The sequence below is a fragment of the Gordonia hirsuta DSM 44140 = NBRC 16056 genome (assembly GCF_000333015.1).
GTDB lineage: Bacteria > Actinomycetota > Actinomycetes > Mycobacteriales > Mycobacteriaceae > Gordonia > Gordonia hirsuta.
This window is the reverse complement of the sequence record NZ_BANT01000022.1, coordinates 49562-72669: the sequence shown is the minus strand read 5'-3', so window position 1 is coordinate 72669 and position 23108 is coordinate 49562. Positions and strand designations below refer to the sequence as shown.

Sequence of the window (23108 nt, the reverse complement as noted above, 5' to 3'; positions counted from 1 at the left end):
CCCTAGTGCCGGAGGGCGGAGACCGGGCCCCGATACGCTGGATACATGTCTGCGACGCTGCGCACCCTCGAACGCGCCGATCTGCCCTTTCTGCACGCGCTGTTCAACGATCCCGAGGTGACGCGCTACTGGTTCGTCGAGCCGACGTATTCGCTGGCGGCGATGGAGGACCGGTACAACCAGCGGATCCACGACGAGAGCGAGCGGCGCTTCGTGATCGACGACGCCGGGAGGCGCTGCGGGCTGGTGGAGCTGGTGGATATCGACCTGCGGCACCGCAACTGCGAGTTCCAGATCATCGTCGCACCCGAGGCGCAGGGCAACGGCTACGCCGGGGCCGCGACGAGGTCGGCGCTGGACTACGCGTTCCGCACACTCAACCTGCACAAGGTGTACCTGCTGGTGGACAACCTCAACGCGGCGGCGATCCACGTCTACCAGAAGGCCGGCTTCGTCTCCGAAGGGGTGCTGCGCCAGGAGTACTTCGCCGACGGTGCCTACCAGGACGTCACCCGGATGGCGATCTATCAGCGCGACTATCTGGCGGACTGACGGCGTGCGGCGCGGCGGTCAGTCGGGCTGCTGCAGGGCGGCCAGGGCCGCCTTGGCCGCATCGAGTTCGCGACTGAGTTCGGCGACGCGCGCCTGAGCCTGGGCCCGCGCGGCCTGCAGCAGGCTGGTGACCGCCTCGACCGTCTGCACGTCGCCGAGTTCGGCGACGGCGGCATCGACCGACTCGGGGGAGACCGGGCGGGAACGCTGTGGTTTCCGCGCGCCGCGGGTCACCGCCACCGACCACTGATTGTCTGGGGAGCCGTACAGGGTGACGGTGACTGATTTGCCGGCACCGCGCGGTGCCGGCTTCGCCGCAGTCCTCGCCGTGGCTTTGGGGGCCGTTTTCTGCGGTGGTACCGAAGAAGTGGTCGCCGAAGACGTGGTCGCCGTGGCTGCGGGAGTCGTGGCTGCGGCAGTGGCCGCCGTCTTCTTCGCCGCCGTCTTCTTCACCGCGGTCTTTTTGGCCGGCATCTTTTTCGCCGGCGTCTTCCGGACGGCCGCCTCCGGTGCGGGCGGAGGGTTCTTGGTCCGTCGCAACTCGTCGGCCTCGTAGGGCAGTTCGTCGTCGATCCCGCGCGGCCGGACCACCACGGTGTCCCCGTCCACGGCGATGACCCGCGCGGAGCTTCCCGGTGGCAGCCCCAGACTGGGGGTGCCCTCGCGCAGATAGACGGTGGCGCGTCGGCCTTCGGCGACCGCGGCGGCCAGCACCGTCAGATCGTCGCCGGTCAGGGACTCGGCCGGGGAGGTGCGTCGGCGCGGTGGCATGAGGCGAGGGCTCCTTGATCAGTCGATCGGTTCGACGGCGAAGCGGCCGTCATCGGTGAAGACGAAGTAGACGTCGGCGCCTTCGTCGATCCCCAGGGCGGAGAAGAAGCGGCGCGTACTGCCCAGGGTCGGCTGCAGTGCCGTCCAAGACAATGCCTGGTCCCCGTGGTCGGAGTCCAGGCGGCGGGAGTCGCCGTATTCCAGTTCCAGGGCCGCCGCCAGCCCGACCGGCAACGGAGCGCCGCTGCCGCGCAGATGTTCCCGGTTGACGGTGACCCGCAGCTTCCACGCATCGCCGACACGGAACAGGTTACGCGTCTGCTCGGGCGTCTTGCGGGCAGCGGCGCCGCCCTCGGCCCGGGACACCACACCGGCCTGCGTGCGGTAGGGGGGTGCGGCGGCGTAGGCGGTGACACTGGCCGGTTTGACGTCCAGGGCCGAGAGCCGGTCGATCAGCGCGTCCAGCTCGACGGTGCCGCCGAGCTCGTCCAGCACATCGCCGATCGCCGCGCGGATGGATTCGTAGGTCCGGCCGCCCCAGGCGCGCAGTCCCCAGTGGCTACGGCTGACCCGCTGGAAACGGTCGTCGCCGGCCATCTGATTGACCAGCGACCGTTCCGAGCGGTCGACGTGGAAGCGACCGACCAGATCCTCCGGAGTCATGGGTTCGCCGTGGATCGACAGAATCGCCGCGGCATAGTCCTCCATGCTCGCCGTCGCCGACAGGATGTGATCGTGGTAGACGATGTACCCCAGGTCGGCGGCCCATCGGGCCGGCCATCGGGGGCCTTCGCCGTCGAGGGCGAGCTGGTTCACCGCTGCCAGGTCGGTCACCGCGAGCACCCCGAACTCGTCGGCGCGCCGGGTGACCAGTGTCCGGCTCGCCTCGCGGGCGGAGTCGAGCGTGGGTGCTGCGGCCCAGCCGTCGGCGACCTCGAAAGGCACCCCGAGCCCGACCAGGACCTGCCACAACGGGCGCTCGGCGGATCCGACCTCCTCGGCCAGGGGCGGCAGCGCGGCGGTGAGGACCTCGATCGGGCGGACGACGTCGATCATCCGCACCGCCGAGGTCAGCAGGAACTGTGCGGGCCGGCTGTTCTCGAGCCACTCGGCCAGATCGGTCAGGGCACGGGCTTCGTACTGGCGGACGCGTTCGCGGGAGACGCCGTAATGCTCGCCGAGTGCTTCCAGCCGCGCGTACGGTTCCTGCAGTCGCCGGGCCAGGAAGACCTCGCGGTCGCGTTCGCCCAGTTCGTTCAGGCGTGCAGTCAGATCGGCTGCCACGCTCTGGTCGTCCTGCTCGCTGACCGGCAGGGTGTCGGCGGTCAGCGTGTCGAGCCGGTGGCGCGCCTCGTGCACGGCCGCCGGTGCATAGGCGGGAACCGGGGCCAGCAGGGAGACGTCGTCGCCGCCGGTGGCCCGGCGCCAGCGGGCGATGATCTCCAGATCGTCGAGCAGCTCGTCGACCACATCCGGGCCCAGGTCGGTGTCGCGGGCCAGCTGATCGGTGGACAGCTCCACCAGCCGGCTCAGCAGACCGATCACCGAGCCGGTACCCATCCCGCGGCTCTTGAGGATCTCTGCGGTGGTGACCGGCCGGATGCGGTCGGTGGTGAACATCGAGGACTGCAGCAGCCAGTTGGCCGCCCGGGTGGGCAGTGCCGGATCCGGGATCAGGTCGACGTCGCCGGGAAGCAGCGGCAGCAACTCGCCGATACTGACCTCGGGGACCGCCTCGAGCATCAGGACGGCGATCAGGTCGCAGTGCGCACGCAGCACCTCGGGTGAGGCGTCGGCCGGGTCGTCGTCGATCCAGAAGAATTCCGGATCGGTGCCGTGGCCGGTCAGCCAGGGGGCGACGTCACACCAGGTCACCGGTTCGTCCTCGAAGGAGGCGTCCGCGGCTTCGGGGGAATCCGTGCGCATGCTCACAGTGTTCCCTATCGGTCGTGCACGGCCACGGATACCGCAGTGACCGTGTCGCGATGGGCGCCGCGACACGGGTATCGAGGCCGCAGCGCGCGGCGGGGTGGGCTTTCCTAGGATGAGGCGATGGCGGACATCGTCGACGGGGAGTGCTGATGGCGCTGCAACTGGGTTTGGCGCCGCTGCGTAGCACGGTGTTCCGCAATCTGTTCATCGCGCAGACGGTCTCGAACATCGGACTGTGGATGCAGACGGTGGGCGCCCAGTGGTTCCTGGTCGACGCCGACGCCGGTACCGCGATGATCTCGCTGGTGCAGACCGCCAGTCTGCTGCCTACGCTGCTGTTCTCCCTGCTGGCCGGGGTGCTCGCCGACGTCCTCAACCCCAAACGGCTGCTGATCGTGATGACCGCCTATGCGGTGCTCATCGCCGGGCTGATGGCCGCCCTGGCCTGGACCGGGCTGCTGACGCCAGCGGTCCTGCTGATCCTGACCTTCCTGCTCGGCTCGGGTGCGGCGCTCAGTTCACCGGCCTTCCAGGCGATTCAGCCCGAGCTGGTGCCGCGCGAGCAGATTCCCGATGCGGCTTCGCTGGGCAGCGTGGCGATGAACACCGCGCGGGCGGTCGGACCGGCGCTGGCCGGTGTGCTGTTCGTGTTCGGCGGCGCCGGAACCGTCTTCGCAATCAATGCGCTGTCGTACGTGGCGGTGCTGGCGGCACTGCTCAGCTGGCGTCGCAAGCCCACCGCGGTCGATGTGGAACGCGAACACATCGCCATGTCGATGGGGGTGGGGCTGCGGTATCTGGCGGCCGCACCGATCGTGCAGCGGCTGCTGACCCGGGCGGCGTTGTTCGCGGTGCCGGCGTCGGCGCTGTGGGCGCTGCTGCCGGTGGTGGCCGCGCAGCATTTCCATTTCGACTCCACCGGATACGGTCTGGTCCTGGGCGTCCTCGGGGTCGGTGCGGTGATCGGCATGCTGGTGTTGCCGTCGTTCCGGGCTTCGGTCTCCTCCGATGCGCTGCTGGCCCTGTCGGCGCTGCTGTTCGCCGGCGGCGCGCTGGCGGCGGCGTTCCTGCCGTTCGCCTGGGCGGTGGTGCCGCTGCTGCTGGCCGGGTTCGGGTGGACCGCCAAACTCTCCACCCTCAATGCGGCTCTGCAGTTGACGCTGCCGCAGTGGGTGCGGGCCCGGGGGATGTCGATGTATCTGCTGGTGTTCAGCGGGCTGCAGGGCATCGGGGCGTTCGTGTGGGGTCTGATCGGGCAGGCCGTCGGCGCCCGCATGGCACTGGTGATCGCGGCCGGTCTGCTGGTGGTGTCGATGTTCGCCCCACTGTTCCTGCCGTTGCATCCGATGACGGCGAACCTGGATCGGGAGCTGTTCGTCACCTGGCCGGTGCCGTCGCTGGTCTTCGATCCGGACCCGGCCGACGGCCCGGTGCAGATCGAGGTGACCTATCACGTCGAACCGGCCGACCGTGAGGAGTTCCTGGCCGCGATGCTGCTGCTGGCCCGCTCCCGCCGCCGCACCGGTGGCCGCGGCTGGCGGCTGTACCGCGCGGGCGAGGAGTCCGACACCTACATCGAACAGTTCGTGATGCCGTCCTGGTCGGAGTATCAGCGTCAGCGCACTCAGCGCTGGACCGGCTTCGATCACGAGAACATCCTGCGGGTCGCACGCGTGGCGCAGCGCCGCGATCAGCGTCATCTGTTCACCGAGGCGGTGGACTGAGGCCTCCGTCCGGCCGGGTGATCTCGGTGGTCGGCGCCTCCGAAGCCTCCGTGTCGATGACGGCATCGCCTTTGTCGAAGACGACGTCGATCACCTGGAAACCCTTGTTGCGCTGTGCCTTCGCCAGTCGCGTGTACGTGCGGATATCGCCGTCGGTGAGGACCACGTCGTCGGTGAACGGGGTGAGCAGCGAGCGCGGGTAGAGCTTGTCGACGCGCACGGCGTTGATCTCCAGGCAGACCACCAGCAGCACCGCGGCCAGGTAGAGGAACGCGATCAGACCGAGCACCGAGGCGAAGACACTGTTGACCGCGCTGGCCCGGGTGATGACGCGCTCGACGTAGAACCCGCCGAATCGTTGCAGCAGCAGCCAGCCGATCGCGGCGATCAGCGCTCCGGGCAGCACATTGCCGATGCTCAGCTTGCGCACGGTGCCGAACCGGAAAGCGAAGGTGAACACCACCACCGCCAGCACCAGCTGGCCGATCTCGGTGTAGGCCTTGCTCGCACCCTGGAAGTCGATGGCCGCGGCGGTGATGCTGATCGCGACCAGCGCGACCATGGACAGGCCGACGGTGAAGAGCAGGACCATCCCGCGCAGCCGCACCAGGATCGGGTTGGGGCGGGAGTTGCGCGGCACCGCCCAGACCGCGTTCATGGCGTTCTGGGTGGCGACCGAGACGCCGAGGCCGCCGTAGAGCGCGCCGACCAGACCGATGATGACGGCGGTGACCCCACCGCTCAGCGAGGCCGGGTCGTTCAGCTGGTCGCCGACCACGGGAATCTGCTGCAGGGCCGAGTCGACGATGCGGTCGCGCAAGCCGGGCTGCTTCTCCAGGACGAAACCGAGCACCGTGGTGAACAGCAGCAGCGACGGAAACAGGGAGACGAAGGCGTAGTAGGTGATCAGCGCGGCCAGGTAGCCGCCCTGATCGTCGGCGTACTTGTAGATCACGGCCAGGGGATAACCGACCCGCGGATAGCGGTTCTGAAAACCGTCGATGCGGGAGGCGAACGACACCGTGGTCCCTTCTACTCGGCCGCGGCTGCCCGCGGGACGACCGCCACCTGGATCGTATCCGGAGGCGATGCCGGCCGGACCGCACCGTGGCTAACCTGGAACCATGAGCGGACACAGCCATCGACCCCTGACCGGACGCGAGGCCGCCGAGCAGGCACCGGCCGGGTGGTGGGTCGACGACGGCACCCTCACCGCCGGCTACCGCACCGGATCGATGGTGCGCAGCGTGCAGTTCGTCGACGCGGTGACTGCGGCGGCAGAAGCGGCCGAACACCATCCGGATGTGGAGATCCACTACGGGACGGTGCGGTTCGTGCTGACCACCCACGATGCGGGTGGTCTGACCGATGCCGATGTGGGGCTGGCGCTGATGATCGCCGCGATCGCCCTGGAATGGCGGATCGACCCGGTCCCGCCGCCCGCGGACCGCACACTGCGGCTGGTCTGGCCGCAGTGGCAGGGGGCCGGTCAGGAGACGGTGGCCGAGCTGCTGCCCGAGGTCGCGCTGGAGCGGGCACGACGCGGCTATGCCGTCGGTGCGCAGGTCCTGGATGCGGTCCTGCCGTCCCGGGGCAGGTCGACGGCGCACGTCGTCGTCGACGACGAGGACGAGCCGGTGACCGAGGGAATCGAGTCGCGCGGGGTGCTGGCCGAATCACTCGAAGGCGCCCTCGACGCGCTGGCCCGCAACGACTTCGACCGGGTCGTGACCATCGGCGGCGACTGCTCGGTCAGTATCGCCCCGTTCGCCGCGCTCGCCGAGCGCTACGGCGACGACCTGGCCGTGGTGTGGCTGGATGCGCACCCGGATGTGGGCACCCCGGACAGCGCGTACCCGGGATTTCATGCGATGGCCGCCGCGGTGCTCACCGGGCACGGCGACGCCGAGATGGTCGAGCTGCTGCCGGCCACCGTGCCGGCCGAGCGGATGGCCCTGGCCGGACTGCACGAGTGGACCGACGACGACTTCCCGAACATCGCCGACTGGCAGCTGGCCTCGTTCGGTCCGGAGGCGCTGGCAACCAGTACGGCCCCGCTGCTGGACTGGCTGCGCTCGACCGGGGCCGGGAAGGTCGCGATCCACCTGGACGTGGATGTGGTCGACGCCGACGAGGCGGTCCTGGGGCTGGGGCAGGTGCGCGGCGGGCTGAGCACCGCGCAGGTGCGCCGGGTGATCGACGACGTCGCCGGCGCCGCCGAGGTGGTCGGGGTGACGATCGCCGAGTTCATTCCGCGCAACGTACTGGCGGCCCAGCGACTGCTCGACGGGCTGCCGCTGTTGTGACGCGGGGCTGAAGGCGGCGTTTCTCCTACCGGCGCGGGTCTACAGTGAGCACCATGCCCGGAGCCGTCGGTGAGACCCAGACCGGTGAGACTCAGACCGGTGAGGCCCTGCGCGATCGGTCCATCCCTGATGAGGCCACGCTCGGCGTTCGGCTGAGCCGGGCCGCCGAGGGGCTGACCCCCGGCTACTTCGCCCTGGTGATGGCGACCGGCATCATCTCCATCGGGCTGAAGACGACGGCCTGGCATCGGCTGTCGGCCGTGCTGCTGGTGATCGCCACGCTGGCCTATCTCGTTCTGATCGTGCTGACTGTGGTGCGCGCCGTGCGTTTCCGGGCCGCGTTGCGGGCCGATTTCGGTGATCCGTCGCGTTCGTTCGGGTTCTTCACCTTTGTGGCCGCCACCTGTGTCCTGGGCAGCCGACTGACCCTGGAGGGGATGCTGGTGATCCCGGCGCTGCTGCTGGGCATCGGCGCGACCGCCTGGATCGTGCTGGGCTACACGGTGCCGTGGATGGCCGTCAAAGGCCGGGCCGGCACGCCCGCGCTGGGGATCGCCAACGGGACCTGGTTCATCTGGTCGGTGGCCAGCCAGTCGGTGGCGGTGCTGGCGGCGATGCTCGAACCGGCGGTCGACACCGGCAGATCGGCGCTTGCCCTGCTCGCGGTCTTCTCCTGGTCGGTGGGCGTGTTCCTGTACTGCGCGGTGGGGGCGCTCCTGGCGGTCCGGCTGCTGGCGCACCCGTTCACCCCCGAAGACATGACACCGCCGTACTGGGTGGCGATGGGCGCCACCGCCATCACCGTGGTCGCCGGTGCCCGCATCGTGATGATGGCCGATGCGCCGATGGTCGACGCCACCCGCGGTCTGATCGCCGGTGCCGCCGTCTTCTTCTGGGCGTTCGGGACCTGGCTGATCCCACCGCTGATCGCTGCGGGCTGCTGGAAACACCTGTACAACCGGGTTCCGCTGCGCTACGAGGCGACGCTGTGGAGCATCATCTTCCCGCTGGGCATGTACGGGGTCGGCTCGCGCTTCCTCGGGGAAGTGGACCGGCTGCCCATCGTGCACGCGATCGGCACGGGGGAGAGCTGGCTGGCGCTGGCGGCCTGGACGGTCACCTTCGCGGCGATGCTGGTGCACATCTGGCGCACCGTGGTGCGCCGCGCCGATCGCGTGTGACCCCGCCCGGTATGTGCCCGGCCCGGGCACGCGGCCGGAGCAGGAAGCAGAAACGGTCCCCGATCCGCTTGTCTGCAGATCGGGGACCGTTCCCTTCGGGGTGAGTGACGGGGCTCGAACCCGCGACCCCCAGGATCACAACCTGGTGCTCTACCAACTGAACTACACTCACCATCGACGTCGTCGGCCCGGTTTCCACCGTCCCGGCGAGTCACGTCCATACTCTAGCCGGTCTCGGTAGAGAAACTCCAATCAGTTCACAGCGCCGGTATTTATGCAGGTCCGAGGTCTTTGACGATCGCTGCCAGTTGGATCTCGTTCGGTCCGGGTTCGGGAACGAAGGCCGCTTTCCGGTAGTACCGCAGTTCCCGGATCGACTCGCGGATGTCGGCCAGCGCGCGGTGCGCCAGGCCTTTCTCGGGCTGGCCGTAGTAGATCGCCGGGAACCACCGCCGGCACAGCTCCTTTATCGAGCTGACATCGACCATCCGGTAGTGCAGGAACTTGTCCAGTTCGGGCATGTCGCGGGCGATGAAGGCGCGGTCGGTGGCGATCGAGTTGCCGGCCAGGGGAACCCCGCCGCCGGGCACCTGCTCCCGCAGATACGCCAGCACCATCTGCTCGGCCTGCGCAACGGTGACGGTGGAGGCGCGTACCTCCTCGGTCAGCCCGGAGGCGGCGTGCATGTCCACCACCACCGGCGGCATGGTCGCCAGGGCGTCGTCGTCGGCATGGATCACCACATCGACGCCGTCGCCCAGGATGTTGAGGTCGCTGTCGGTGACCAGGGCCGCGATCTCGATGAGTTTGTCCGAGCCGGTGTCCAGCCCGGTCATCTCGCAATCGATCCAGACGAGTCGATCCGCCACGGCTCAGCCCTCGCCTTCGCCGAGTTTGGCGTAGAAGGTGCCCACGATCGGCGCGACGATGGCGCGCGGGGTGTAGTTGCCCGCCACCGACATCGCCTTGGACAGCGTGCCCGGCACGATCCGCATCTTGTTGCGTCCCAGCGCATCCAGGCTCATCTCGGCGACCCGTTGACTGGAATGCCACAGGAAGTCCGGGACCATCTTGTCGACGATCGAGGCCTCCTCGGCGGTCGGGGTCTGGGTGCGCACCGGGCCCGGGGCCAGCAGGGTCACGTGCACGCCGGTGCCGGCGAGCTCCCCGCGCAGCGATTCGGAGAAGGTGTTCACGAAGGCCTTGGTCGCGGCATAGGTGGCGTTGTTGGGGATCGGCATGTTGCCGGCGGCCGAACCGACCATCAGGATCCCGCCGGAGCGGCGCGCCACCATCTGCGGCAGCACCGCCAGCGTCAGATCGTGCACGGCATTGACGTTGAGCAGGACCTGGGCCTGCTCGTAGCCGGGGTCCAGTTCGGCGACCGGGCCGAAGGTGGCGATACCGGCGTTGTTGCACAGGATCGAGATCTCCCGATCCTTGAGCTCGTCGCACAGCCGGGCGGTGGCCTCGGCGTTGGACAGGTCGACCGCACGGACCTCGACGGTCACGCCGCAGCGTCGTTCCAGCTCCTTGGCCAGTTCGTCGAGGATCTCGCCGCGGCGGGCGACCAGGATCAGCGAATGTCCGCGGTCGGCGAGTACGCACGCCAGGGCCATACCGATGCCGGAGGAGGCGCCGGTGACGACCGCGCGCGCAGTGGGGGTGGGGTGGGGTAGTGCCATGGCTTCATCGTAGTGAGCGGCCCACGACGGCGGTGATCGGGCCGGATCGCCGCGAACTGCGCGAGCTCGGGAGATACTCCAGGGGTGGGTGTGCCGGGAACCGGCCTTGCGGGCCGGCAAGCACTGGCCCGCGCGGGACTGGACCGAGAAGACCTGCCGCGCGGCGGTGTCGTCGTGGGTGCAGCCGGTTCCGGTAAGACCACGGTGCTGCGTGCGATCGCCGAACACATCGATGACCCGACGATCACCCTGAGCGGTGTGGGCGGCTGTGCGGCGCTGGTATTCGGGCCGCTCGTGGCCGACGGGGATCTCTCGCCGGGCCGGCTGCGCTGGTCGCTGGCCACGGCAGTGAGCCGCCGGCCGGGTGAGGCGATGATGGTCGACGACGCCGATCGCCTCGACGACGAGGCGGCCGCCCTGGTGCACTCGCTGGTGGTCCACGAGGCCGCACCCATCCTGCTCAGCTGCACCGTCGACCCGTTGCGCCCGGATCCGGCGCAGATCCCGGAGGCGATCCGGGCGTTGTGGAAGGACGGCCATCTGCCGCGCTTCGATCTGCGGCCGATCGACACCGGCGAACTGACCGACTATCTGCAGGGCGAGCTCGGCGCACCGCCGACCGGCCGTGATGTTCAGCGGCTGACCCGCTGGTGTGGCGGAGATCTGGCCGCGCTCACTGCCCTGATCGACAGTTCGATCCGGGCCCGAGACTGGCGAACGGTTCAGGGGGTCGCCGTGCTGGCCGGGCGCCCGACGCTGCCGCTGCAGATCCGGGAGCAGGTGGCCGCGATCGTCGCCGCGCTGCCCACCGAGGTTCGCGAGGTCCTGGACCTGTTGGCCGCGGCCGTCCCGATCCTGGACGAGCGCACCGACGGCTGGCTGCCGCTGGCCCCGCTGAGCCGCCTGTACGACTTCTCGGTGTTGGTGGAGGCCGAACGGTGCGGGGTGATCGAGTCCGAGCCCGCATCGGCGGCCGCCGCCCGGGTCCGGCTCAGCGCGCCGCTACTGGGCGAGGTGATCACCGCACAGCTTCCGGGTCTGCGCCGGCTGCAGCTGATCGGCCGGTTACGTGACGCCGTGGTCGCCGAGTCGCCGCGGCCGCTCGGTGATGAGACGACGACACTGCGCGGACTGCTGGATCTGTCTGTTCCACCGGCGGCCGGACGCACCTGCACGCTGGATGCCGGGCGCAGTGCGCTGCGGCTGGGGGATCCGGCGGCGGTGAGCGTACTGGCCGGCGGGGACTGCGCGAACGATCCGGAGGGTGCGGCACTGGCGGCGTGGGCGAAACTGCATCTGGGCGATGTCGACGGTTTCGAGCAGCTCGTCGCCGCCTGGAGCGGCGATCGGTCACCGCTGTGGCGGGGTCTGGGCGATTTCACCGCGCAGGCCCGGCAGTGGCAGGTCGGCGGACCGCAGGCCTTTCTGCGGTACTGGGACGGTGAACCGGGTGGGCTGATCGGCGCCGTGCGGCGATCCCTCGCGACCGATCGCCGCTCCGGTGCGTGGTTCGGGTTGCTGGCCGCCGGCACCGCCTTTCTTGCCGGCCGCTTCACCGCGACGAACACGATCCTGGAGGCGACGAGACCGGCGGCTCGCGACGACGGCCTCCTCGTCTTCTACCTGCTGCTGGTCGAACTCCACCTGGATCTGATGGTCGATGGCGGCGAGCGTGCCTGCGAGCGGACCGAACGGGCCCGCGACGGCATCCAATGGCGAAGTGATGAGTTGCACGCGGCGGCCGATTTCGCGTGCGCGCTGGCCCACCTCGCGGTCGGAAGCTTCGGCGAGGCCATCACCGAGTTACGCAGCTGCATCCCGTTCCTGGCAGCGGTGCCCTGGCGTCAGGTGGCGACACATCTGCTCGGCCGCGCACTGGCGATGGCCTCGGGGACCGGCAGCGCAGGTTCCCACGCCTGGGACGGCGAGGATACGGCGCTGCCACTGACCGTCGCCGCGGCCGGTCTGGATCGGGCCTGGGCCGGAGCCGGCGACGATGCCGCCGACGCGATCGACACGCTGCTGGCCACGGCCGCGGCACTGCTGGGTCCGGCCCCGGTGCTGGCCCTGGAACAACTCGAGACCGCCCTGCGGTTCCTGCCACCCGGCGACGGCGCGCGAGTCCGTACTGCGGTCGACGCACTCGCCCGTGCGGCGGGCACAGCCGAACACACCGAGCGGGTCGGATTGATCGCGGACTACGGTGCCGCGGTGAATGCGGGTGACGGTGCGGCCCTGGCCGCCGTGGCAGCCCGGTACCAGAGGCTCGGATTGCTCCCGGTGGCCGCCGACGCCTATGCGCAGGCCGCCGCTGCCCACCGGCGCACCGAGGATGAGCGGGCGGCGGCGATCAACGCGATCGGGGCCCGAGATCTGGTGGCGCAGATGGGCGGACTGCACTCTCCGGCGCAGCGTCGGGTCGTGGTACCGGAATTGACGCGGCGGGAGCAGGACGTCGTGGCATCGGTCGCCTTGGGACTGAGCAACCGGGAGATCGCCGACCGGCTGCACCTGTCGGTGCGGACCGTCGAAGGGCACCTGCTGCGCGCCGGAATGAAGACCGGTCTGCGCTGCCGGGAAGACCTGGCACGGTACTGGCGAGAACGAGCGTCATGACCGAAAGACGTGCACTGTGACCTGGGGCTATCGGGCTGATGAGACCGCTTTGTCCGCGGTCGCCGAAGCCTGGGCGAAACATCGGCCGGTGCTGATCACGGGACCGGCGGGAATAGGAAAGACCCGGCTGGCGCGGCACTTCGCCGAATCGGTGGGACGTCGCCCGTTCTGGATCATCGGCGCCCCGGCCATGCGGGGAACGCAGTTGGGCGCGGTGGCCGCGGCGATACCGGTCGGCTTCGGCGACGACGTGGACTCGGTGTGGACCACCCTGCGCGAGCGGCTGCCTGCGCGGGCTTTCGTGATCGTCGAGGCGGCCGAGCATCTGGATACCGCTTCGGCGGCGATCGTGGCACGGCTGTTCGCTTCGTTCTCCGGGGTCGGAATCGTGACCGCCGGCGGGCCGCTGCCCCCGGCGCTGCGGCAGGCGCTGGATGCGGCCGGTGTTCGCGAGGTGGTGGTGCCGCCACTGGATCTGGAGACGGTCACCGAGCTGGTGGAAGACAGGATCGGCGGTGAATTGTCCGTTGCGGCGGCCGTGAGGCTGCAGCAGGTGACCGGAGGCAACCCGTTCTTCCTCACCGAATACGTCGAAGGCGCTCTGCGTTCGGAGAGCCTGGCACCGGGATCGGCCGGGATCTGGGAACTGGAGGTCGACACCGAGATCTCCGACGACCTGCGACAGGTCGCCGCCGAGCGCCTGGCCGGCGCCAGTGAATCCGAGGAACGGATACTCGACCTGCTGAGCCTGTGTGCGCCGTTGCCCCGCGCCGTCGTCGACCATCTCGGACTGGCCGATGGTGTCGGCGATGCCCCGGGGGATCTGGTGCTGCCGCTGGCCGATGCGGTGGTGTGCGGTCAAGCCATGTTCACCCAGATCCGGCGCGGCGAGCTGGGCCCGCTGCAACGCCGCAGACTGGTCGGCGACCTGGTCGAGGCTCTGGCCGCAACCGGTGAGCGGCCCGTGGAGACACTGCACCGGGCACGGCTCTGTCTAGAGTACGGGCTGGCCGCTCCGGCCCAGGTCTTCACCGAGGGAGCGGCGACGGCCTTTCTCCTCGGCGATCTGATCTTGACCGAGCAGCTGGCCCGACGAGCGATCGATACCGGCGCCGGATTGGGCGCGCATCTGCAGTTGTCGCGATCGCTGGCCGGCCGCGGGCAGGCAGGCCGGGCATTGCAGGTCCTCGCCGAGATCGAGCCCGATTCGCTGGACGAGGACGATCTGGCCGGCTACGCGATCACCGTGGCGATCACGCACACCGTCGGGCAGGGCGATCACGCGGCGGCACACGGGGTGCTGGACAAGTTCGAACCCCGGATCACCAGTGCGGCCGCCCGCGCGGGTTTCGCCGCGATTCGGGCGCTGGCTTCGGTGAATGCAGGCCGGCCGTACCCGGCACTGCAGTGGGCGCGTGCGGCACAGGCACTGGGTCGACAGGTGCCGCTGTGGTCGGCGCTGGGCGAGTTCGTCGAAGCCGAATCGCTGCGGCGCAGCGGGGAGGTGGCGCGCCCGCTGCAGATCGTGCGTCAGGCGCTGGGTGCCGATGAGTCCGGCGGCGCGTTGGTGGGCACGGGTGCCCGCCGCACCCTGGTCCAGGCGCTGCTGTCCGCCGCGGATCTGCCCGCAGCCCAGCGCGAGGGCGAGCGGCTGCTGGAAGTCTCGGTCCTGCAACACATTCCGCAGGCGATCGCCTGCGCCACCCTGGCTCAGGTGCACAGCGCCCGGGGTGATTTCTCGGCTGCCCGCCGCTTGTGTGAGACGGCGCTGGCTGCGCTCGGCGACGGTGACCGCACCGGCCTGGGCCGCGGCACCGCGATGCACTTGACGATTGCGCACGCGATGACCGGGGACCGGGCGGGAGCCCGAGCCGCCCGCCGTCGCACCGAACGTGCCACGGCGTCGGTGGCCAGCTGGGCGGGCGCCAACCTGCAGGTCGCAAGAGCGTTCGAACAGATTTCCGTCGGCGAGATCACTCGGCCGGTCGCCGTCCTGCGCGCCGTCGCCGACGAGTCCCTGGCCGCCGACCAGCGTGCCGAGGCGGCCGCGGTTCTGCATGCGGCGGTGCGGCTCGGAGACCGGATCGCGGCCCAGCGACTGCTCGCCGTGGCCCTGGCGACGGAAGGCACACTGCCGCACCTCCAGCGAACCCACGCGGCAGCTCTACTCGCCGACGATGCTGCAGGGCTATCCACGGTCGCCGACGACTTCGGCCGGCTCGGCTTTCTGCCCGCTGCCGCCGATACGTGGGCGCAGGCCGTCGCCCTTGATCGCACCTATGCCGCTCGATTAGCAGCTGTGCTCAAACGGTGTACCGACTACGTTTCACCGGTGACACGGATCGCGAAGGGCCATAGCGCGCTGAGCCCGTGGGAGACGCTGAGCCCCCGGGAAGCCGAGACGTTCGCGCTCTGGGATGCGGGCTGCACCGGCGGTGAGATCGCCGAAATCCTCGGTCTGACCACGTCGACCGTGACCGGTCTGCTGGCCCGGCTGCGGACAAAGATGAGTAGTCCTCAGCACGGATCCAGGTAGTGCGGCGCTAGTGGGGGAATGCCGGGCGGCGCGACACTGCGAGGTGTCGGGTAGTCCAATCAACCGGTTCCGGGCGATGCCGGAATCGTCGAGCAGGGGAGCAGTCTGATGAAAGCATTCCGGCGCAGCGTGGTCGCCATCGCAGCCTGTGGAGCGATGATCGGCGGGGCATTACTGGGTGTGGGGCAAGCCGAAGCGGCACCGAAACCCCAGCCCTTCCCGTTCATCTACAGCAACGTCAAAATGCCGCCGATGACACACAACGGGAAGCCCAGCCCGCTGAACAACGTGGTCTGGCGCCATATGACGGTGTTCACCCACGGGCAATCGGTGACCATCATGAACAATGACGGCGCCGTACAACTGGTCGGCAACTCGCGCATCGCCCCGTACGGGGCGATGGCGAATTCGGCCAAGAACGCGCTGAAATTCAGTGAGACCAGGCAGATCGTTGCACGGGGAGGCTGTCTGGTGACCTACTGGCAGGACAACGACATCAAGGTGCCCGGGTACGGCTGGATCGGTGCCTTCACCTACCCGACCAGCCCGCAGTTCTGCCACAGGTGATCCACGACCGGCACGCCAGCGTTTCGGTCAGTAGCGAGGACGGCACGAAGGAACCGGTCGATTAAGCTCCCCGCCGCAGGTTTGACGGCACCGTGGGCGCCTGATCGGTTTCGGTGCAGACGACGGGAGCTTGCCGGCGCCGTCGGCACGATGGGGCACAGCTTCGGCTGCGTTCTGGCCGGCGCCGGCTCCTCGCGCGGGACGTGGACCGGTGCGGCGGCCGCGGTTCGAAGACCCTGCCGGAGGGCCACACGGGGGGTAGGGTCTGAGCCGTCCGGCTCGCCGACTCCGGCGCTCGGATCGCTGGCCGGGCGGTAAGGAGTCAAGCTGTGAAGAAATCGACAGTTCTCGCCGCCGGGATCCTCTCGCTGGCTCTGCTCACCGGAGGGTGCAGCAGCTCCGGTAGCCCGACGCCCGCGCCGTCGTCGGCCGTCCCGTCGGTTTCGACCTCCGCCGAGGTGACCGCACCGGAACAGGGCGAGGGGCGCCCGGAGCAGAACCGGCCGGCCGAGGTGACGCCGCCCAGCCAGGAGCCGGAGGCACCCCGACAGTTCGGCCCACCGGACAGCCCGAACGACAACACCGGCGGCCAGGGCCCGGAGGCACCGCGACAGTTCGGCCCACCGGACAGCCCGAACGACAACACCGGCGGCCAAGGAGCGGTCGGGAGCAGCTGCGTCGAGAACGGGGTCGAAGGGGTGGTCGTCGACAACGGCGCCGGCGGCTTCGCCTGCAAGACCGACTGACGGCCCCGGCTGGTCAGGGCAGTCCGGCAGCCACCTCGGTGCCCTGACGGATGGCTCGCTTGGCATCGAGTTCGGAGGCCAGGTCGGCGCCGCCGATCACGTGAGTGGTGACTCCGGCCGCGGTGAGCGGGTCGATCAGATCGCGGACCGACTCCTGGCCGGCGCACACGACCACGTTGTCGACTTCGAGGATCTGTTTGCCGATCTCGTTGCCCTCCTTGTCGTGCACGGTGATGTGCAGACCGTCGTCGTCGATCCGGTCGTAGGTCGCACCGGAGATCTGCTCGACCCCCTTCATCTTGACCGTGGCACGGTGGACCCAGCCGGTGGTCTTACCCAGCGTCTTGCCCTGGCTGCCGGTCTTGCGCTGCACCATGTACACCTGACGGGTCGCCGGAATGGGCCGCGGCTTGGTCAGGAAGCCGGGGGTGTCCAGATCTTCGGTGACGCCCCATTCCTGTTCCCATTCCTTGAGGTTGAGGGTGGGGGACTCATCGGTGGTCAGGAATTCGGTGACGTCGAAGCCGATGCCGCCGGCACCCATCACGGCCACCCGCTTGCCGATCTCGCGCCGGCCGAGAACCGCATCGGCGTAGCTCATCACCATCGGATGGTCGATGCCCTCGATCTCCGGGACGCGCGGGACCACACCGGTGGCGACGATCACCTGGTCGAAGCCGCCGTCGATGATCTCCTGGGCGCTCACCCGCGTGCCCAGATGCACGGTGACGTGGTTGATCTCCAGCTGACGGTCGTAGTAGCGGATGGTCTCGTTGAACTCTTCCTTACCCGGGATCCGTGCGGCGATGGAGAACTGGCCGCCGATCGAGTCGCCGGCTTCGTAGAGGTCGACGCGGTGACCGCGCTGGGCGGCCGAGACCGCTGCCGACAGACCTGCCGGACCGGCGCCGATCACTGCCACGCGCTTGGCCGTCCGGGTCTGGCCCAGGGTCAGCACGGTCTCCCGGCCGGCCCGTGGGTTCAGCAGACAGGAGACCTTCTTGCCGACGAAGGCGTGGTCGAGGCAGGCCTGGTTGCAGGCGATACAGGTGTTGATCTCATCGGCGCGACCCTCGGCCGCCTTGTTGGCGAAGTCCGGATCGGCCAGCAGCGGGCGGGCCATGGACACCGCATCGACACGGCCGCGTTCGAGGATCTCCTCAGCGAATTCGGGGGTGTTGATGCGGTTCGAGGCGATCAGCGGGATGTCGACCACATCGCGCAGCCGCTCGGTGAACTTGACGAAGGCGCCGCGCGGCACCGACGTCACGATGGTGGGCACCGGCGCCTCGTGCCAGCCGATGTCGGTGTTGATCGCGTCCACACCGAGCTCTTCGGCCTTCTGGGCCAGCAGCGCGATCTCGTCGAAGGTCTGCCCGTTCTTGACGAAGTCGGCCACGCTCTGGCGCAGGATCACCGGGAAGTCACGCGGGACCTGCTTGCGGACCTCCTTGATGATCTCGACCAGGAAACGCTGCCGGTTCTCGGTGGAACCACCCCACTTGTCGGTGCGGTCGTTGGTGTGCGGGCAGAGGAACTGGTTGATCAGGTAGCCCTCGCCGCCCATCAGTTCGATGGCGTCGTAGCCGGCGCGCCGGGCGAGTTTGGCCGCCTGACCGAAGCTGCGGATCACGTGCCGGATCATCCGGTCGGTCATCCTCATGTGCTTGAACGGGTGGATGGGCGAGGGTTCACTGCCCGGCGCCACCTTCAGCGGGGTGTAACCGTAGCGGCCGGCATGGATCAGCTGCAGTGCGATCTTGCCGCCCTCGGCGTGCACCGCCTTGGTGAACTCGCGGTGACGCACCACATCGGCCTGGTTGGTCATCTTGCCGGCGAAGGGCAGCAGCAGTCCGGTGCGCGAGGTGCCGAAGCCGCCGGTGATGATCAGGCCGACGCCGCCGCGGGCCCGCTCGGCGTAGTAGGCCGCGAGCTTGGGGGTGTCCCAGACCCGGTCTTCCAGACCGGTGTGCATGGAGCCCATCACGATCCGGTTGTTCAGGGTCATGCCGCCGATCTGCAGCGGCTCGAAGAGCTTGGGGTAATGGGCGTTGGGTGCGCTCGCCGGGGCTGACATGGCGACCTACTTTCTCATCGGTTGGGGCTGGGATGGATCTGTGGGCTGGGATGGATCTGTGGAAATGGGCTGGTTCGGTGAGTCTGGACTCGGCGGTGTGGGGGCCGGCCGGTCAGGTCCGGGCCCGTTCGGTCCGGGCGAGTTCGCGCTGCAGACCGGCGATGGTCTCGTCACACCAGTCGACGGTGGCCTGCGAGGCGCGGATACCGCCGCGGAGAACCAGGTACTGATTCAGTTTTCGGCCGGTCAGCGCCTCGGGATCGGGGTAGTAGTCCCGTTCGAAGCCGCGATACAGGTCTGCCATCGCCGCGGCCTCGTCCCGGTGGGCGACCAGTTCGGTCAGGACCGCGGCCAGGTCGCCGAACTCGGCGGCGCGCAGTTTGACGCCGAGATCGCTGCGCAGCGGTGCGACCGGTGTCGGACTGGCGACCCATTCGGCCAGCAGCTGCCGACCGGCCTCGGAGATGGTGTAGACCTTTTTGTCCGGACGGCCGTTCTGGACGACGTCGGTGTAGGTGACCAGGCCGTCGGCGTCGAGCTTCTTGAGGGTCCGGTAGATCTGCTGATGGGTGGCCGACCAGAAATACCCGATCGAACGCTGGAACTGCTGTCCGATCTCGTATCCCGTCCCGGGTCGCTCCGCGAGGGAGACCAGGATCGCGTGTTCGAGGGCCATTGGCCGAATGTAGCAACCGAAACCGTGCGTATGCAACAGAGTGATTATGTGTAGAGGTTCATATGGTTCATTCGGGTGAAGGGGACCAATGGCTCAGGCAAAGAACGGCTGGGCAGGGTAATAATGTGGCGTGGCTGAATTTAGACGCATCGCACTTCCCGGCAATGGACCAGAGGACGTGGTGTGTCTACCTGACGGCCGCGTCATCACCGGACTCGACGACGGCCGGCTGATCGCTGTCGACCCGAATACCGACGGGGTCGAGGTGCTCGCCGACACTGCCGGTCATCTCCTCGGCCTGGAGGTACTGCCCGACGGCTCGGTGGTGATGTGCGACCACGACCGCGGCGTCCTGCACCTGGAAGGCGGTCGCGGACGTCCGACGGTGATGGTCGACGTGGTCGACGACCGGCCGCTCCGCTTCGCCAGCAACGTCGTGGCCGCCGCGGACGGGACGCTGTACATCTCGGCCTCCTCGCAGCGGTACACCATCGACAACTGGCGGAGCGATCTCATCGAGCACGCTGGCAGCGGACGGCTCATCCGCCGACAGTCCGACGGCAAGGTCGAGACCTTGCTCCACGATCTGCAGTTCGCCAACGGGCTGGTGCTGGCTCCGGACGAGTCCTTCGTGCTGATCGCCGAGACCGGTGCCTCCCGCATCACGCGCTACTGGCTGACCGGCGAACGGCGCGGCGAGACGGAGGTCGTGATCGACGGTCTGCCCGGCTACCCCGACAACCTGACGATCGGCAGCGACGGGCTGATCTGGTGTGCGCTGGCTGCGCCGCGCAACCCGGTGCTCGAGGGCATCCACAAACTGCCGATCCGAGCGCGGAAGGTGCTCGCGCGGGTACCCGAACGACTCGGGCCCAGCCCCGAGGACGTGGTCTGGGTGATCGCCTTCGACTTCGACGGCAACCTGGTCCACGACATCAAACCCAAGGGTGTCGACTACACCTTCGTCACCAGCGTCGCCGAACGGGACGGGGTGCTCTACTTCGGCACCATCGTCGATAATGCGCTGGGCGTGTACACGCCGGACTGATCCGCGCGGGTCAGGAACAGGCGTTGACCCAGACGCTGTCGCCGTCGGCGTAGGTCTCGAATTTCCAGATCGGGACCTGCGTCTTGATCTCGTCGATCAACTGCGCGCAGACCTCGAAGGCGGCGCCCCGGTGCGGTGCGGCCACGGCCACCACCACGGCCAGATCGCCGATGGCCAGATCGCCGACTCGATGCTGGGCGGCGACCTGGACCTCGTGGCTGCGGTGGCGGGCCAGCACCTCCTGCAGGAACCGATCGGCCTGCGGGTGCGCCTGATAGCGCAGTGCCGTCACCGACCGGCCGCCGTGATGGTCGCGCACGATGCCGGTGAAGGTCACCATCGCGCCGTCGGCTGCGGTGTGCACCCGCTGTTCGCATTCGCGCGGATCCAGGGCGGTCTCGACGATGTCACTCATGGTGTCCCTCCCCGGCGGCCAGCTCCAGCAGGTGATCGAGCAGCGGCCCCAGGACCGCGAGTCCGTCGGCGACCCCGCCGCGCGACCCCGGAAGGTTGACCACCAGGGTTCCCCCGGCCAGCCCGGCGTGCCCGCGGCTGAGCGCGGCCAGGGCAGTGGTCTGCCGGCCGCGATCGCGGATGGCCTCGGCGATCCCGGGCAGCGGAGTCGTCATGATCGCGGCGGTGGCTTCGGGAACCAGGTCGTCGGCGGTGGGACCGGTGCCGCCGGTCGTGATGATCACCGCGGGGGCGTTCTGCAGCAGCGCGTTCAGTGTTCCGGCGAACTCGGCGTCGGCGGTGATCGTGACCGGTCCGACGGTGAAGCCGCGGTCGCGCAGCCACTGGACGATCACCGGTCCGGTGGCGTCGGTCCGCGTCCCGGCCGCGATCCGGGTGGACGAGACCACGACCTCGGCCCGCCGGTTCGGATGCAGGGCGACCTGTCCGGGTCCGGCCGCCGCTGGTGCGCGATGCTGTTCGCGGTGCTGCGCCCGCACCCAGTGCCCGCGGCGCCCACCGGTCTTCTCCGCCAGCTGGACATCGGTCAGGCGTGCGGCCGGATCGAGGGCTTTGACCATGTCGTGCAGGGTCAGCCCGGCGACGGTGACCGCGGTCAGTGCTTCCATCTCGACACCGGTCCGTCCGGTGGTGACCGCTGTCGCGGTGATCGAGACGGCGTCGTCGTGCAGGGTGAAGTCCACGGCGACCTTCGACAGCGGCAACGGATGGCACAGCGGGATCAGGTCGGCGGTGCGCTTGGCCCCCATGATCCCGGCGATCCGTGCGGTCGCCAGCACATCGCCTTTGACCACACCGCCGCGGCGGATCGCCTCGATCACCTGCGCGGTGGTGCAGAAGCGTCCCTCGGCGACCGCCACGCGCCGGGTGACGTCCTTGTCGGAGACGTCGACCATGGCGGCGGTGCCGTCGGCCCGCAAATGGGTCAGTCCACCCGGGCCGGCGCTTTGCGACGGCTCGCCGGCACCCGGATGCGGTGGGGTCAGGTCAGCGGCCACGTGGTCACCTCGGTTCCGGCCGGCAGTTCGGTGGTGTCGGCGTCGATCTCGATCAGCAGCTCGGCCGCGGCGGCGGTCACCGCCAGGTGACTGCCGGGCCCGCCCAGGGGACGGACCGAGCCGTCGGGTTCGCTCACCCCGCGCAGAAACTGGGTCTTCCCGGGTACCGAGGTGATGTCGTGGGCCAGGACGGCCCGGTTCGACGCGACCGGCGGCAGACCGGCGATCCCGCGCAGGACATCGCGCAGCAGTACCTCGAAGGACACGACGATGCTGACGGGGTTTCCGGGCAGACAGCACACGGGCGTCTGTTTCCAGGTGGCCAACCCCTGCGGGCCGCCGGGCTGCATGGCGACCGGCCCGAACCAGCCGTGCTCGGCCAGGGTCTGGCGGACCGGTTCACGTTCACCCATGGAGATTCCGCCGGAGGTCAGCACCAGGTCGGCGTCCTGGCAGGCCGCGGTCAGGATCGTCGCGAAATCGCCGTCGTCGCCGGCCGATCCGATGAACGTCACGCGTGCGCCGTGCTTGGTCGACAGCGACTGCAGTACCAGGGAGTTGGATTCGAAGACCTGCCCGGCCTGCGGGGTGGCACCGGCACGGATCAACTCGCTGCCGGTGGAGATGATGGCGACGGCCGGCCGGCGGTGAACCTCGATGGTCTCCACGCCGGCGGCGGCCAGGGCGCCCAGATGCCGCGGGGCCAGCCGGGTGCCGGCCGCGATCACCACTTCCCCGGCGGCCACATCGTCACCGGCCGACCGGATGAAGGCGCCCGGCTCCGGGGCCGCGTCGAACCTGACCGTGCTCTGCTGCCCGGATCCGGCGGTCTCGTGGCTGGCCTCGACCGGAATCACCGCGTCGGCGCCGGCCGGCAGGGGGGCGCCGGTCATGATGGCCATCGCGGTTCCGGCCCGTAGGACCGGGCGCGTGGTGTCGCCGGCGAAGATCCGGCCGCCGACCTCCAGATCGGCACCGGGGGACACCTCGGCGGCGCGTACGGCGAAACCGTCCATCGCGGAGTTGTCGAACAGCGGCAGGGAGTAGGGCGCACGAACCGGCGCCGAGGTGGTCCGGTCCAGGGCCACGCGCACCGGAACGGTCTCGGTGCCGGCGAGGCCGGCCAGATGAGCGGCTACCGCCGCCTGATGGTCGGCGAGGGGTCTGCGAGTCACAGCCTCACCCTACGCAACGCCGCTGGTGCCCGGTCAGCGGCTTT

At 69.4% G+C, this 23108-nt stretch carries 19 protein-coding genes and 1 tRNA gene; 9 read left to right on the top strand and 11 right to left on the bottom strand.

Annotated elements, in window-relative coordinates; translation table 11 throughout:
- Positions 1–45 precede the first annotated feature (45 nt).
- Positions 46–552 (top strand): GNAT family N-acetyltransferase, encoded by a 507-nt coding sequence (locus tag GOHSU_RS08980; protein WP_005940059.1) that lies wholly within the window; start codon positions 46–48, stop codon positions 550–552.
- Positions 553–570: 18 nt separating this feature from the next.
- On the opposite strand, the gene GOHSU_RS08975 is transcribed toward GOHSU_RS08980, so the two are convergent.
- Positions 571–1323: a DUF6319 family protein gene (locus GOHSU_RS08975; protein WP_005940056.1), complete on the bottom strand. Its 753-nt coding sequence runs from the start codon at positions 1321–1323 to the stop codon at positions 571–573.
- A gap of 18 nt (positions 1324–1341) precedes the next feature.
- The gene (locus GOHSU_RS08970; RefSeq protein WP_005940052.1) at positions 1342–3249 is read right to left on the bottom strand and encodes a sigma factor-like helix-turn-helix DNA-binding protein; all 1908 of its coding nucleotides are present in this window, start codon (positions 3247–3249) and stop codon (positions 1342–1344) included.
- A gap of 155 nt (positions 3250–3404) precedes the next feature.
- On the opposite strand from GOHSU_RS08970, the gene GOHSU_RS08965 reads away from it, so the two are divergent.
- On the top strand, positions 3405–4979 hold the full coding sequence (locus GOHSU_RS08965; protein WP_024332895.1) for an MFS transporter: 1575 nt from the start codon (positions 3405–3407) through the stop codon (positions 4977–4979).
- On the opposite strand, the gene GOHSU_RS08960 is transcribed toward GOHSU_RS08965, so the two are convergent.
- Positions 4960–6000: a YihY/virulence factor BrkB family protein gene (locus GOHSU_RS08960; protein WP_005940044.1), complete on the bottom strand. Its 1041-nt coding sequence runs from the start codon at positions 5998–6000 to the stop codon at positions 4960–4962. The two genes, GOHSU_RS08965 and GOHSU_RS08960, sit on opposite strands and share 20 nt — an antisense overlap.
- 103 nt (positions 6001–6103) lie before the next feature.
- On the opposite strand from GOHSU_RS08960, the gene GOHSU_RS08955 reads away from it, so the two are divergent.
- On the top strand, positions 6104–7285 hold the full coding sequence (locus tag GOHSU_RS08955) for an arginase family protein (RefSeq protein ID WP_005940041.1): 1182 nt from the start codon (positions 6104–6106) through the stop codon (positions 7283–7285).
- A gap of 53 nt (positions 7286–7338) precedes the next feature.
- Positions 7339–8466, top strand: coding sequence for a tellurite resistance/C4-dicarboxylate transporter family protein (locus GOHSU_RS08950; RefSeq protein WP_005940037.1), 1128 nt, complete (start codon positions 7339–7341; stop codon positions 8464–8466).
- 99 nt (positions 8467–8565) lie between these two features.
- On the opposite strand, the gene GOHSU_RS08945 is transcribed toward GOHSU_RS08950, so the two are convergent.
- The 3 genes from GOHSU_RS08945 to cmrA form a co-directional block, all read right to left on the bottom strand.
- Positions 8566–8638 (bottom strand) — tRNA-His (locus GOHSU_RS08945).
- A 100-nt stretch (positions 8639–8738) separates the two neighbouring features.
- Complete coding sequence (orn, locus tag GOHSU_RS08940; RefSeq protein ID WP_024332893.1) at positions 8739–9335, bottom strand: oligoribonuclease; 597 nt, start codon at positions 9333–9335, stop codon at positions 8739–8741.
- Positions 9336–9338: 3 nt separating this feature from the next.
- The gene (gene cmrA, locus GOHSU_RS08935) at positions 9339–10151 is read right to left on the bottom strand and encodes a mycolate reductase (protein WP_005940031.1); all 813 of its coding nucleotides are present in this window, start codon (positions 10149–10151) and stop codon (positions 9339–9341) included.
- Between the two features lie 84 nt (positions 10152–10235).
- Between cmrA and GOHSU_RS08930 the strand changes: the two genes are divergently transcribed.
- From GOHSU_RS08930 to GOHSU_RS08915, 4 genes are all read left to right on the top strand, one after another.
- Positions 10236–12767, top strand: coding sequence for a helix-turn-helix transcriptional regulator (locus GOHSU_RS08930; protein ID WP_005940028.1), 2532 nt, complete (start codon positions 10236–10238; stop codon positions 12765–12767).
- Positions 12768–12855: 88 nt separating this feature from the next.
- The gene (locus GOHSU_RS08925; RefSeq protein ID WP_155821081.1) at positions 12856–15303 is read left to right on the top strand and encodes a LuxR C-terminal-related transcriptional regulator; all 2448 of its coding nucleotides are present in this window, start codon (positions 12856–12858) and stop codon (positions 15301–15303) included.
- Between the two features lie 108 nt (positions 15304–15411).
- Positions 15412–15870 (top strand): hypothetical protein, encoded by a 459-nt coding sequence (locus tag GOHSU_RS08920; RefSeq protein ID WP_005940022.1) that lies wholly within the window; start codon positions 15412–15414, stop codon positions 15868–15870.
- Between the two features lie 329 nt (positions 15871–16199).
- Positions 16200–16616: a superantigen-like protein SSL4 gene (locus GOHSU_RS08915; RefSeq protein WP_005940019.1), complete on the top strand. Its 417-nt coding sequence runs from the start codon at positions 16200–16202 to the stop codon at positions 16614–16616.
- 13 nt (positions 16617–16629) lie between these two features.
- Here GOHSU_RS08915 and GOHSU_RS08910 read toward each other — a convergent pair whose 3' ends face one another.
- Both GOHSU_RS08910 and GOHSU_RS08905 read right to left on the bottom strand, forming a co-directional pair.
- Positions 16630–18693, bottom strand: coding sequence for an NADPH-dependent 2,4-dienoyl-CoA reductase (locus GOHSU_RS08910; RefSeq protein ID WP_005940016.1), 2064 nt, complete (start codon positions 18691–18693; stop codon positions 16630–16632).
- Between the two features lie 112 nt (positions 18694–18805).
- Complete coding sequence (locus tag GOHSU_RS08905; protein WP_005940013.1) at positions 18806–19369, bottom strand: PadR family transcriptional regulator; 564 nt, start codon at positions 19367–19369, stop codon at positions 18806–18808.
- A gap of 130 nt (positions 19370–19499) precedes the next feature.
- On the opposite strand from GOHSU_RS08905, the gene GOHSU_RS08900 reads away from it, so the two are divergent.
- Positions 19500–20417, top strand: a complete 918-nt coding sequence (locus GOHSU_RS08900) for an SMP-30/gluconolactonase/LRE family protein (protein WP_024332891.1) — start codon at positions 19500–19502, stop codon at positions 20415–20417.
- A gap of 10 nt (positions 20418–20427) precedes the next feature.
- Here the strand turns inward: GOHSU_RS08900 and GOHSU_RS08895 are convergent, their stop codons facing one another.
- The 3 genes from GOHSU_RS08895 to GOHSU_RS08885 are packed head-to-tail and all read right to left on the bottom strand — an operon-like array spanning position 20428 to position 23064.
- Positions 20428–20832 carry a molybdenum cofactor biosynthesis protein MoaE gene (locus GOHSU_RS08895; RefSeq protein WP_005940007.1) on the bottom strand — a complete coding sequence of 135 codons (405 nt, stop codon included), beginning with the start codon at positions 20830–20832 and terminating at the stop codon, positions 20428–20430.
- Positions 20825–21820: a bifunctional molybdenum cofactor biosynthesis protein MoaC/MoaB gene (gene moaCB / locus GOHSU_RS08890; RefSeq protein WP_029760056.1), complete on the bottom strand. Its 996-nt coding sequence runs from the start codon at positions 21818–21820 to the stop codon at positions 20825–20827. The genes GOHSU_RS08895 and moaCB overlap by 8 nt, the downstream gene beginning before the upstream one ends.
- 53 nt (positions 21821–21873) lie before the next feature.
- The gene (locus tag GOHSU_RS08885; RefSeq protein WP_005940001.1) at positions 21874–23064 is read right to left on the bottom strand and encodes a molybdopterin molybdotransferase MoeA; all 1191 of its coding nucleotides are present in this window, start codon (positions 23062–23064) and stop codon (positions 21874–21876) included.
- Positions 23065–23108: the final 44 nt, after the last annotated feature.